Here is a 12,030-nt window from a genome sequence, read left to right on the forward strand (position 1 = left end):
TACAGATAAGATCACCTACTGTACTAAGATGATCGTGGGCCATTAACCATGGGGGCTACAGCCGCGAGGGATGGTTAGTATATGTACTATGTCTATGTACTACAAGCCATCTCCACGCAGCTGTGTCAGATCATTCGATTTCTTTCAGAATTTTCCGAATTGCAGGCACGTACCCATGCTTATAGATCTCACCTGAATCGCCTTTCACCTGGCCCGCCCTGGTCACCATCCAGCCTTGCCTATCGAAGAAATCGTCCGATACCGCCGCTCTGAGGGCTGTGATCTCCATGTCACTAAGAACCCCTGTCAATGAGGGCAAAAGCTGAACTGACTCCCTCTCTTGAGGTATCTCGACCACATTTGGGCGGCGGTCGACAACGATGTCCTTCTGGGATTTCAGAAGGTTGAGTTCAGCCAAGTAGCGACGGCGCTCGGCCATAACCTGTGTAAACACCGCACGCAGAGCTGGATCGTCAATACGTTGAAGCAGCTCGTTGTCGCTTGGTATGCCCTGTTCCTTGGACTTCGTAGGCAGTCTCCTATCCGTGCCCACACTTGCAGCCCAGGCCTCAATCAGCTGACGGAAACGAAACCCTCCGCTGTTGCGGATCGTTGAGGCAGATGGCCCGCCAGCCGCAACGGATAGCTTGGCAATCGTGGCAATCGAGAAGTTGCGACTCTTCGTTTTCTGATGTGCCTCCAGGACGCCATGCAGCACCGTCAGGGACTTGGCTTGCTGTTTGGTGGCCTGGCTTACCAATTCTTCAAAGATGAGCTGGGGATCGATCACGGATGGCCTCCCGGACGTGTTTTGAGGTGGTTGTGATCAGATCGGATAGCTTCGCCACCGGTTGCTTCGTGAGGCGCTCCAGCGGCTCCATAGCGGCTGGTAGAAGCTGTAGGCCTTCTCCTGCCTCAAGCAGGCTGGAAACCTCACGGAATCCCTCCATTCGGTCATTGGGAGACAGCGTCAAAGCCATAGACCTCATCATCGCATTCCCGGCAATAAGCTGGAGGCGATCATCCATTCCCATCAAAATAGGTGCGTAGCCGCCCCGCATCAGAAGGTGATTCAAAGCGCGAGAGCGCTTCTCGATGGCAGGTGTGGCCCTCAGCTCATCCGTCAAATCAGCATAGATTTCAGCGTTTTCGCACAGCTGGGAGATCTGCCACAGCTCACTACTGGTCTCGATGAATGAGATGGGCTGATGAATGTCCTCCAAAGATCCCACGGCTACCAACTTCGTGGCCGAATCACCTGTGTCCCGACCCTCTTCGATTGAGACAATCTTGCTGATGATCTGGAAGCAGGAGATCAGGTCTTTCGCGTACTCGTCAGCCTCTTTGATTTGCTTCTCATAGCGTCTTTGAGCCTGTTGCAGCTCTGCTTGTAGCAGGAATGGGCGGTTTTCCTGCTCAGCAAAGTACATCTCGTCTAGCAGATCATCGCGCTGCTGCTCGATCTCAACGGCAAGCGACGAAACCTGGGAGGCTCGATAACTCAGCATGTTGAGGTGGGCCACAAGCGCTGGTAAATAACGTGCATCGGTGATGAACCAGCGGCAACGTGGGCAGTTCTCTAGGCCATGTGGGACTGGGCCATAGACAGGCCCTTTATTGCCCCGAGTTATGACCTCCCCACCGTTCCAGCATCCGCCTATGTTGCTCATTTCGTCAGATCGAGCGCTGTTTCCACCGACAAGGCACAGCCCGATGTGACGCTGCTCCCAGCCGATTGCATTGCGATTCGCCAACGCAATCTCGATTGCGCTGCCATCAATGAAGGCCGTTTTAGAGTGGATCTGACGCATGTCAGCGTCCCGAAGGAAGATCTTCAGATTTTCATCCTGCGTAGCGCTGATGCGTCCGCTTGCAACGTCCATTACCTGGGACACCATAGCCGGGGTCGGCTTCGTGTAGTGCAGCGTCATGATGATCCGAGAGTGACCTGCAATCAGCTTGGATAGCACTTGAATCGGGACGCGCCCCTCCATGGCATAACACGTCAGAAGCGAAACACGGAGGCTGTGGAGTGGGAAATCCGTTTTGATCGGCAGCACATTCAATTTGGGGTCGGGAGGCTGTACGAAACGCAACCTAGAGCCGTCAGAAAGGGTCTGGCCACGTGCGGCAACCCGATCTTCTAACGTCGAGAGCAATCGATACCACAGGTTAGGCAGTGTGTAGCCTCCCATGGGCTTGTCACGCTCTCCTGGAGGCGCCGTGGGGTCGCGGAAGAGGAAGCAGATCGAGCCCATGTCTTTCTTCTGCTCGGCAGTTTTGACACTACCGAAGTGCTTCTCTGCCAGATCAGCACAGGAGGTTGGGCCGTTAATGGGGTTGTACTTCTCTTGCCAATTCCTCAGGCGCTCCAGCCAGTACAGGACATCTTCGTTCTGCCATGGAATCGTGTAGCCTCGCTCACGAGACTCCTTGTTCTGGTCTGCCGTTTTGTTTGTGCTGACGTAGAGACCGGTCATGATTTCACCGATGTCCTGGTCGTGGATACGGCAGAAGATTCCCCGTTTCCAGGGGTTTCCCTCGCGACCTAGAGAGAACCCATGGCGATTGTTCAGAACCCAGTCGCCACCCTCATACCGCCACGTATCAGCCTCGCCAGAGTCCAGGAAACGTACCTGATAGGTACGAAGCGGCAAATGAAGCTTTACGTGAAGCGCCATCGACCGAACAGGCGACCAGATTTCGTAGCGATCATTTTTGTAGCGCCATACGCAATCCGGGTCATCCTCGTCGATAACCGACTGCTCGACCGGGAACCAATCTCCAAAATCAGAGCGCAGTTGACCGGACTGTCGCTGAGCCCACTCCCAATCGCGGAATGTACCCCTGGGCTGCGGGCACAGAATTTCGCGAAGTTCACGAAGATATGCGTAGGGCAACGGATTGTGCACGGTCTCGGTGATTACCGTCTTTTCCTTGCCCTTGGCGAACGGATTCTTGACCAGAGCCATAGGGACGCCATGGTCATTTGGCTCGCTGTAGCTGTGGATGATGATCCAGTCGAGCAGATCCACGATCCAGTTCTGGTTTTTCACGGCAGTCGCAGCGTTCATGGATGACTCCATGAGCGGCCTCAACTCTGGCAGCAAACCCTTCTCCGCGACCTGAAAGAACACGTCAGGACTAGATCCGCCTGGCACCGTCGGCAGGTAATTGGCCATGAACCAATTCATCGCGTTGATCTTCACACCAATTGAGCCGGTCTGCGTTGCAATCCAGCCGGATAGGAGTTGACGCCAGCGCTCCCAGGCTTCGCCTCGCTCCTGCACAATCCAAGTGAAGTTCGTGTCCGAAGAGCGACCGTCTCGTGATCCGCGTCGTGTTGTCTTAGTCAAAATTTCTTAACTCTGTACCTTGTTTGTGGCGATTCGAATGCTTCCAGAGTCGCTGGTAGCGCTTCGTCCCAATCGTTGAAGGGCGAAATGATCTGGCCGCTGTCGGTCAGCTCGTCGAGCCTTTCCCCTGCGGCGGTAAGCGCAGAGGAAACGTCCGCGATACCTGGTGCGGTATATCTTTTCTGCGAGTCCAGGGAGGTGTGGTGCATAGCCTTGCGGATGATCTGCGGGGGAACCTCAGCCTTCCTCAGGCGCCGACCAAAAGCGTGCCGATGGCCATGGGTGGATCGACCCTCAGGCTTCGATACGGTTTGCCCAATACGCGCCAAGGCTCGCTTGTAATTGCCGTTCAGTGCTTGAAGGGTGTATGGCTGGCCTGCGACGGATTCTTCGTAGGAAACGAAGGCGTAAGGATGGTGCCGCTCTACAGTCGCCAAGTATCGGATATGAACCTTCCAAAGCATCATGAATAGCACGCTGAAGCGTGTAGGGAACCAGTACAGTTGGATGTAGTTGTCCGCGTGGTCGACCAGTCTCGTTTTCCACCCAACACGCTTCGTGCCTTGGCGAAGGTTCCTGGCCGTTAGGGCATACTTCTCCCTCAAGTACGCTGCGCGAGTCGTGGTGCCCTTGCGGCCTCTCCAGTTGTCTGGGGCCTTGCCTTCCTCGGGATGATAGACACGAACCATGGCGCCACCCTCGATCAGAGGGTGATCTTCGACATCCACTACCCAGAGGTGCTGTGCGTCGCTCTCTCGTAAGCCCGCGCCGTGCATCATGATCAGTATCAGTTGATCTCGCACTGCGCACCTAGGATCAGGAGCGCCACCGAAGCCCTCCATGTACATCGCTTGGAAAAGCTTCTCAGGGAACGCGATGGCGTCATCATCAGCCTTGCTGAGTGCGCGCCGGCCTCGAATATTCCGCGCCTGATCGACGTTCTTCGAGAGCGCTTTGCTTTTGATGTGCCCTAGGAAATCATTGCTGTTGCGGCGGTGCCAGGCAGCGTAATTAAGCCGCTGATCATAGGTACTGGCGGTCATCAGGGGGTTCATGGCCGGAGCGTCGTACAGATCAGCCAGATAGTCTGTGAAGCCCTTGAGGACTGAGATATGACGGTCTGATGAGTTACGACTGGCTGGCACCCACCCTAAGCCAGATGGATCTAGCCCATCATCTCCGATTGTTCCCGTATAGAGACGTGAGGCAAAGGCCTGGAAGAGAGAGCGGGGGTCGGAGAAATGGTGCTGGTTGGCCTCCATGTACTCCAGCAGCAGCTTTGTGGCCTGGGTTACCGCACGCTGCCAACTAGGGCTCAGATGATGGTTGGCCAGGAGGTAGTCAATCAGCGAGGAGACCACACCGTGCTCTGTGATCAAGACAGGAATCTCGCTCTGGATTCCCGTGCCGTCAACCACCACCTTCGCTACCACCTGAACCACTGCCATCCAATGCACCCACCCAAAAAGGTGCGGATGGTACAGATAGTACACCTATAGATGTCAACACCTTGATTTTTAAGGGGAGGGTGGAGCTAGGTTTCACCCTAATCTAGTGTACTTAGTATAGTTTTAGGTGATACCAATACTAGACATTTAGTGGAGTTATAACCTTAAGAAAGGATGTCAAGGCTGGAGGAGGTTAGCTGACCCCTTGAGTAATCTCTCATCGCTCCGAAGGATCGCATAACTAGCCCCTTGTGCGCATAGCATGCCATACCACACCGCTCAAATTGGAGGCCGATTTGCCCGGGCGGCCGCGCCCCCTAAAACGCCCCTTGTAAACCACTTTTTTGACGTATTAACCACCGTGGTTTACACGTCAAAAAAGTGGTTTACAACGCCCCAGGAAAAGGCTCCAAACCGGCATTTCGCTGCTGAATGCGCCCATATGAAAGCACTACGATCTAAAACCGACTTTGGTAAGGGATGAGGAGTAGTCGCAGCGATCCTTTAGCTCCCAGTCAGGCGACCTTGGGTTCAGAATCCGACCGGCAATGCCCGCCGTCACTACTTCAGGGGAACCAGCTTCCTCTGCTGCCAAAATTGCGGGGGGGAACTCATGCTGGTGCCCAGGCCCGCCAAATGCGCAGTTGCAGCCCTCAATTGCAAGGTTATCCAAGGCGGCACGCGTGTCAATCAAGATCTGATGCATGGCGGTGGCCGGCCTCACAGAGGTGAAACCGGAGATGCCTTGTCAGGTAGCGGAGAAGCTACCCGCTCAATTTCCGTATCGAACCGATCAATCACCATCAGAACGGTACGCAGTTGCTCAACCAGCGCGAGGACATGCAAACGGCATGGCTCGATGATACCGGCATCATCGGTGAGCGCAGAGGCTGCACGGATTGATGCCACGCGCGTCTGTATCAATGCGGCTCGGCGCCCGTTGTGTGAGTAAAAGAACGCATCAAGCGTGGTTCTACGTGCCGGTTTAGCTGACAGGCAACGCCTTAGCCGGGTCAGCATCGTGCTGGCTAGGGCCAGACAATTGACGGACACAACGGTTGCAGGAAGTAATTTGTGAACTCAGAGAAAAAACGGCGCAGTCTAGGTATTAGTTCCGAAAACGTCCTAAGAATTGCTTCCGAGGACTGCATCTGCTTGTGACCTCAAACGTCGTCGTGGACAGTGAATCTTGGCATGTGCGCACGCGGGTCAGCATCGTGCCGGCTTGGACAGCAGATGGTGGACACAGCGGTAACAGGAACTAACTCATGGGACTCTGCAGGCGTGGGAGCACAGATGGTCGCGCACGTGAGTAATACCGTAAACGAGCGCACTGATTCCTAAAAATGTTGTTGAATCAGTCCAATAGGCGAACCCGCATCCAGTGCGTGACCATGCACAGCAATGGCATCATTTCTAGATCTGCCGGTCATGACGTAAAATCGGACTCGATGATGATCAATAAGGTTGCGCTAGAGCCAGTAGCGTAGAGTTGATCGTCGGAAAAGTGATCTGCAAGCAAACCTGTGAACGTGAGGCGGAAGGCATGATTCACGCGATTACTTACCGTTTTTTCACTCATTTAGTTCTGAGAACTACCAAGGAGCTTTCCCTGGTCCCAAAGTGCCTCACTCGTGGTCAGGTGACCAAATATAGACTAGCGCATAATGAGTATTATGTTAAATGACGTATTTGGAAGTGCCCGTCCGTATTCTGTCCCCATTCGTCTATCAAGCCCCACGCTTCCACAAGCTCGCAAAACCACGCCGCCAGGATCTCACTGGCTTGAGACATCTCATTTTGTGCAGAACTTAGAACTCCACCTTGCCTCGACCCGCCTTGACAGTGCTGCGTCTGGCTTTTCCTTCGAGGCGACGGGTCTTCGAGCCGAGGGTCGGCTTGGTGGGACGGCGTTTTTTCTCGGTCTTGCCGGCAGTGATGATCAACTCGGCAAGGCGCGCCAGTGCGTCAGCACGGTTCTGCTCCTGTGTGCGGTATTGTTGTGCCTTGATGATCAACACGCCTTCACCGGTGATGCGACTGTCACGCAGCGCCAACAGCCTCTCCTTGTAAAACTCGGGCAGCGACGAGGCGGGAATGTCAAAGCGCAGGTGCACGGCGCTGGACACCTTGTTGACATTCTGCCCACCTGCGCCTTGCGCGCGGATGTAGGTCAGTTCGATGTCGGCATCTGGCAGATGCAGATTATTGGAGATGGTCAGCATGGCATGGCCCTTGTAATTCCCCTCCATTATCACAGCCTTCGCCGCTCACCCACAGAACAAAATAGGGTTGACCTCAACCACAATGATCGAGGCACCCCACTCCGCCATTGTGAATGGCGGCCGCGTTTCGCGTACCGCCGCGGGTGGAATGAAGTCAGCGCACCATACCCAGTTCGGCATCGTCCATAAGCGCCTTGGCCAACGCGCTCAGGTAATGCGCGGCCCAGATCATCATCGGCTTTTCATCCATCAACCCGACAATCGTCAGTTCCCGCACGTACCCCATCAATTCCGAAGACTGCTCCCGAGCGCTCTTGCAAGGAATGCCGGCTTCGATGCGAAACAACGGATGGGTCTGGTTTTCACCTTGGTAGAACGTGGTCTTGCCTACGGTGGTTTTCTCGTTCGATTCGTCAGTAGTCAATTGCTTATTACCTTTATGAGTGCGCCACCTGACTGCTGTCAAACAGAAGGGTGGCAGCTGTACGTAGGTTGACAGACCGGCGGAATAAGCAAGTTCCGGCGCACGCAAGCGTGCCCCACGCACAGCCACCATAAAGGGAAAGCCGAATGCTTAAACCGTTACGGCCTGTCAAAGCCGTGTCACTGATGAGCAGTGACAGGCCCAGACTAGAGCCCTGCCAGGGCACCCGCAACGGAAAATAGGCGGCAACAGTATCTTTGGGAAATGCCCTACAAGAAAGCGAAAAAATCTGATTTTTCGAGGCTAGTTGTAATCAATGAACAACGAACGATTCATCATCACATCAGGCAATAGAATTCCCTAACCTCTGCCACAATCTCTCCCTTCGCATCATAAAGCCTCGCCTCTGGCGTCATGGCCATGGAGCGGGCCTCGAGCACGTAGCGCTGCCCAGCCTTGAAATGCTCATAGTCGATGGTCAGGTAGCATTGCCTTACCGTGGTACCTCCCATCAGGCTGATGCCACCGCCACCATTTACTTCGTAGTCGAACCTGACGACCAATTCATGGCTGCCGGGGCTGACCTCAAAGAAGCGCCCATCACGCAGGCGTTGTTTATCCAGGCGTTCGGCCAACAGCACACGGTCATTCGGGAATGGCGTCGAGAGATCGACCCATGCCATCTGTGGGTTGGCACTGGGCATCGGCGCCTGGCAACCCGCAAATGCAGCGATCGCGAACAACAGTGTCAACTTGCGCATGGGCAGTTCCCCAAAGGCTCCTGGACTCACTATTCAGGATAACGCCGACAAGTGTCGATGTGCGCATGAAGGGACGACCGAAGCCCCCTCCTTCGCCTTCATGCTGATACTTGGTTCACGCAGCCCCTTCTCGTATGATCGTCGCAATCTGATCTGGAACGGATTTCGTGAAGTCGTTACCTGGAAATTTCCCAATTAGCCCGGCTACCCCCAAGGACGTGAAATGGAACGTGGGCGAGGCTGCCAACCAGCTCTCATGGGACGACCTGCGGATCATTAAAACGCTCAGTGAGTGTGGCAATCGCGCTGCCACAGCCAAGAAGCTCGGCATCAACGTGTCCACCGTCTCCCGCAGGGTCTCCCAGGTTGAAAAAACACTTGGCGTAGCCTTGTTCGATCACCGCAAATCAGGCTATCTGCTCACCATCGAGGGCTCGGAATTGCGTGCCCTCGCCGAGCGCGTGGAGCTGGACATTGTCAGCGTGACGCGGCGTGTCTCACGTGCCGGCCAGGGGCCACTCGGAAAGCTTCGTATCACCACCAGCGACTCACTGCTTCTTTACTTCCTCACCCCCATCATCGCGGACTTCAAGGCCCTCAATGAAGGCATCACGATCGAGGTGCTGGTGGGCAACGAATCACTGAGCCTTGCGCGAGACGAATCGGATATTGCGGTTCGAGCGACCAGGAAACCCGCCGAAAGCCTGGTGGGCCGCAAACTGGCCACAATCGCCTGGGCTCCCTACGGCAGCAGCAACCATACAACGCCTACTCCTCTGTTCACTGAAGGCCAGGCATGGGTTTCCTATTCCGCAGCGCTACGCGGGCTCAAGGCAACGAGCTATGTCGAAGACAGGGTCGCTGCCGAGTGCATCTCGTACCGCACCGATTCGGTTGCGGCGGCAAGTGCTGCAATCGCGGCAGGCCTGGGGGTGGGTTTCTTGCCCTGCATGCTGGGTGATATCACGCCTGGGCTTGAACGCGTCGGCCCGGTGGTGCCGGAGCTGCAGGATGAGCTGTGGCTGCTGACGCACCAGGACATCCGCAAATCGTGGCGGGTCAAAGCATTCATGACGTTCTGTGCAGCTGCCGTTGCCAACCAGAAGCCGTTGATCGAGGGCCAACTGGTACTCCCGGTCACGTAGAGCGCAACCGGGAGTGCGGGTCACTCAGCGTGTGAGCCAAGTACCGCTTTGCAGGCGATTTCGATCAGCTGTGGGCGCTGGGCAAGCCTCGATACGCCGATGATGTTGCTGGCGCATTGAGGCCGTTCCGTGCCGTAGGCGGCCTTGCGCACCTTGCCGACCACGGCAAAGGCCGCGTCCATGTCCAGCACGTACAGCGTCTCTTCCACGACATCTTCAAGCGTCGCTCCATACAGCGCGAGCAGCTTGGCAATATTGTCGTAGGCGGCGCGCATCTGATCCCCCATCGAAGAGAAATCACAGGGCCTGCCGTCACGATCCAAGGGTGCCGGCGCGATCAGGTTCCCTTCTTCGTCATGATTGAACTGGCCCGATACGTAGATCTCATCCCCTACCCGCCGTGCCTGCGGATACCCGTAAGAATTCTCCCACGGGACGCCCCAATAGGCGGTTTGTTTGTTGAGTGGTTGTGAAGCTGCCATCGCTTTCTCCTGGCGTAAACCGGATCAGGTAGACCCGCGTTTGCGTGCGAATACTAGCAACAGGATGAACAAACGAAGGGCGCATTAATGCGCCTTTGAGAGCGCAAAAGTGCGCCACCGCTTCGCTCTGCGATTGGCTATCTTGTTCTCGGACTCAAGCAACGGGCATCACTGAGGACGTCATCCAGTGCCTCAGCACAGCCTGCGAAAAGCAGGCGCCGTGACTTGTGCGATGACCATCATCCAGCTGACAGGGAACACAAATGAACAATCCGAAAACTGAAGTACTGACCCCATTCAACAGCCAGCTGATCTTCATCGATCAGCAGCCACAGATGGCCTTCGGCGTTCAGAGCATCGACCGCCAGACGCTGAAGAACAACACCGTGGGCCTGGCCAAGGCAGCCAGGATCTTCAATGTGCCCACCACCATCACGACGGTCGAGACTGAAAGCTTCTCTGGGCACACCTACCCCGAACTGCTCGCCGTCTTCCCCGACGCTCCGCTGCTGGAGCGAACCTCCATGAACTCCTGGGATGACCAGAAGGTGCGTGACGCGCTGAAGAAAAACGGGCGCAACAAGATCATCGTTTCCGGCCTGTGGACGGAGGTGTGCAACACCACCTTCGCGCTGTCGGCGATGAACGATGCCGGCTATGAAATCTACATGGTTGCCGACGCCTCCGGTGGCACCACCAGGGAAGCCCACGATTACGCCATGCAGCGCATGATTCAGGCAGGCGTGGTTCCGGTGACCTGGCAACAAGTGCTGCTGGAGTGGCAACGCGACTGGAAAAACCGCGACACCTACGATGCCGTCATGGAACTGGTGAAAGAACACTCCGGCGCCTACGGCATGGGTGTCGACTATGCCTACACCATGGTGCACAAAGCACCAGAGCGCGTTCAACACGGCCCAACCCTTGCCCCGGTTGCTGCCGCTGTCTGACCGTAGCCCGCCCGAGGCTGCAGTGGCCTGCTCTGCCCACTCGAAACGTGCGTGCCCACTTCATTGATTAATGGATTTGTATGAACAGCGATCACTGCACTGTGCTGGCGACTGTCGCACTGAAAACGACCGGGCTCCTCAAGCCCTGGCAGGTCACGACTGCCAAGAGGTTGATGCTGGAGAACCTGGACACCGGCATAACTGTTACGGAACTCGCCCAAGCCTGCTCGCTGTCCCGTAGCCATTTCACACGAATGTTCAGGGATACCCTGCACGTGCCCCCGCAGCAGTGGATGCGTGAACAACGGTTGCGCAAAAGCAAGGAACTACTGGGGGGCTCGGGAATGATGCTCGCTGAGATCGCACTGGAGTGCGGTTTCTGTGATCAGTCCCACTTTTGCCGCACATTCGTGAAGGCCGAGGGAATGTCGCCGCAGGCTTGGCAGCGACAAGCGTCCATTCAAACTGAGCCTTTGCTCAGTCAAGGAGCACATCCGTACTCTTCCGACGCAACGGCAGCAATCTACCTATGAATAAATGCTGAGTATCACGAGCGGTTCAAGGTTGATTGCCGCCCTACCCTCATGGTGAAAGTCGCAGCCAGGTGCCATGCACCGCGCTGGCTTTGTCAGGCATCGACAGCCTGCTGCAGCCCCCCTCCCAGCGGCAATTCATACGATTTCTTCACCGTACGCACCACCAACGTCGAGGAATAAGTGCGAATCGGAATATCCCGGTAAGTGTCGAGAAACCGGTAGATATAGTCGGTGTACTCGGTGGCATCGCGAAACTTGGCAACCATCACGAAGTCGAACTCGCCCGTCATCAGGTAGCAGTCCTGAATCTCCGGGTGGCTGGCCAGGATGTGCTGCATCTTGCGGTCGATGTCGTTGCTGTCGCGGTCCAGTTTCACCAGAAAGAAGGCGGTCACCTGAATGCCAAGCTTGCGCTCGTCCAGTATCGCGACCTTGGCCTTGATGATGCCTGCGCTCTCCAGGCGCCTGATACGCCGGTAGCAACTGGTGGAAGACAGCCCGACGCTGTCGCTTAGCAATTCCAGATTCTGGCTGCAATCCTTTTGCAGCTTTCCCAGAATTTTCAGATCCATGGCGTCTGTCATTTTTCACGTGTCTTCCTTGAAAAACTGCAATGAATCCGCCGCAAGGACGCGCCAATTTGCACGATTCCCTGCGTGCCAGCTCTTTACCATCAACTGAGCTTAGCAGCCCGGCCAAATAT

General features: G+C 55.7%; 11 protein-coding genes. 3 read left to right on the forward strand and 8 right to left on the reverse strand.

All coding sequences use genetic code 11. The annotated features are described in order from the left end of the window. Positions 1 to 130: 130 nt before the first annotated feature. The 6 genes from gmtX to ACLCGK_RS16475 all read right to left on the reverse strand — a co-directional run bounded on the left by gmtX (position 131) and on the right by ACLCGK_RS16475 (position 8,214). Positions 131 to 790 (reverse strand): gamma-mobile-trio protein GmtX, encoded by a 660-nt coding sequence (gene gmtX, locus ACLCGK_RS16450; protein WP_410950740.1) that lies wholly within the window; start codon positions 788 to 790, stop codon positions 131 to 133. After that, positions 765 to 3,356, reverse strand: a complete 2,592-nt coding sequence (locus ACLCGK_RS16455; protein ID WP_410950741.1) for a VPA1269 family protein — start codon at positions 3,354 to 3,356, stop codon at positions 765 to 767. The genes gmtX and ACLCGK_RS16455 overlap by 26 nt, the downstream gene beginning before the upstream one ends. Then, positions 3,353 to 4,804, reverse strand: a complete 1,452-nt coding sequence (gene gmtY / locus ACLCGK_RS16460; protein ID WP_410950742.1) for a gamma-mobile-trio recombinase GmtY — start codon at positions 4,802 to 4,804, stop codon at positions 3,353 to 3,355. Before gmtY ends, ACLCGK_RS16455 begins: the two co-directional genes overlap by 4 nt. A gap of 1,811 nt (positions 4,805 to 6,615) precedes the next feature. Then, positions 6,616 to 7,029, reverse strand: a complete 414-nt coding sequence (gene arfB / locus ACLCGK_RS16465) for an aminoacyl-tRNA hydrolase (protein WP_410952433.1) — start codon at positions 7,027 to 7,029, stop codon at positions 6,616 to 6,618. A 154-nt stretch (positions 7,030 to 7,183) separates the two neighbouring features. Further along, entirely contained in the window at positions 7,184 to 7,453 is a 270-nt protein-coding gene (locus tag ACLCGK_RS16470) for a DUF3077 domain-containing protein (RefSeq protein WP_085704741.1), read from the reverse strand. Positions 7,454 to 7,791: 338 nt separating this feature from the next. Further along, a complete protein-coding gene (locus tag ACLCGK_RS16475) occupies positions 7,792 to 8,214 on the reverse strand; it encodes a hypothetical protein (protein WP_023663223.1) in 423 nt (140 codons plus the stop codon). Positions 8,215 to 8,432: 218 nt separating this feature from the next. Here ACLCGK_RS16475 and ACLCGK_RS16480 point away from each other — a divergent pair, with 218 nt between their 5' ends. Beyond that, on the forward strand, positions 8,433 to 9,359 hold the full coding sequence (locus ACLCGK_RS16480) for a LysR family transcriptional regulator (RefSeq protein WP_410952521.1): 927 nt from the start codon (positions 8,433 to 8,435) through the stop codon (positions 9,357 to 9,359). Positions 9,360 to 9,379: 20 nt separating this feature from the next. Here ACLCGK_RS16480 and ACLCGK_RS16485 read toward each other — a convergent pair whose 3' ends face one another. Next, the gene (locus tag ACLCGK_RS16485; protein ID WP_137137458.1) at positions 9,380 to 9,841 is read right to left on the reverse strand and encodes a Rid family hydrolase; all 462 of its coding nucleotides are present in this window, start codon (positions 9,839 to 9,841) and stop codon (positions 9,380 to 9,382) included. Positions 9,842 to 10,104: 263 nt separating this feature from the next. On the opposite strand from ACLCGK_RS16485, the gene ACLCGK_RS16490 reads away from it, so the two are divergent. Continuing rightward, positions 10,105 to 10,791: a hydrolase gene (locus ACLCGK_RS16490; RefSeq protein ID WP_410952434.1), complete on the forward strand. Its 687-nt coding sequence runs from the start codon at positions 10,105 to 10,107 to the stop codon at positions 10,789 to 10,791. Between the two features lie 80 nt (positions 10,792 to 10,871). Further along, positions 10,872 to 11,324: a helix-turn-helix domain-containing protein gene (locus ACLCGK_RS16495; protein ID WP_410952435.1), complete on the forward strand. Its 453-nt coding sequence runs from the start codon at positions 10,872 to 10,874 to the stop codon at positions 11,322 to 11,324. Positions 11,325 to 11,419: 95 nt separating this feature from the next. Here the strand turns inward: ACLCGK_RS16495 and ACLCGK_RS16500 are convergent, their stop codons facing one another. Continuing rightward, positions 11,420 to 11,899: an Lrp/AsnC family transcriptional regulator gene (locus tag ACLCGK_RS16500; protein ID WP_003258733.1), complete on the reverse strand. Its 480-nt coding sequence runs from the start codon at positions 11,897 to 11,899 to the stop codon at positions 11,420 to 11,422. Between the last annotated feature and the right edge of the window lie 131 nt (positions 11,900 to 12,030).

The organism is Pseudomonas sp. S1(2024), assembly GCF_046557535.1.

What these genes read in the sequence shown, in the direction of transcription:
- ACLCGK_RS16500 (WP_003258733.1), bottom strand. Translation starts at nt 11,899, where the DNA reads ATGGATCTGAAAATTCTGGGAAAGCTGCAAAAGGATTGCAGCCAGAAT.
- gmtY (WP_410950742.1), bottom strand. Translation starts at nt 4,804, where the DNA reads ATGGCAGTGGTTCAGGTGGTAGCGAAGGTGGTGGTTGACGGCACGGGA.
- arfB (WP_410952433.1), bottom strand. Translation starts at nt 7,029, where the DNA reads ATGCTGACCATCTCCAATAATCTGCATCTGCCAGATGCCGACATCGAA.
- ACLCGK_RS16490 (WP_410952434.1), top strand. Translation starts at nt 10,105, where the DNA reads ATGAACAATCCGAAAACTGAAGTACTGACCCCATTCAACAGCCAGCTG.
- ACLCGK_RS16475 (WP_023663223.1), bottom strand. Translation starts at nt 8,214, where the DNA reads ATGCGCAAGTTGACACTGTTGTTCGCGATCGCTGCATTTGCGGGTTGC.
- ACLCGK_RS16495 (WP_410952435.1), top strand. Translation starts at nt 10,872, where the DNA reads ATGAACAGCGATCACTGCACTGTGCTGGCGACTGTCGCACTGAAAACG.
- ACLCGK_RS16485 (WP_137137458.1), bottom strand. Translation starts at nt 9,841, where the DNA reads ATGGCAGCTTCACAACCACTCAACAAACAAACCGCCTATTGGGGCGTC.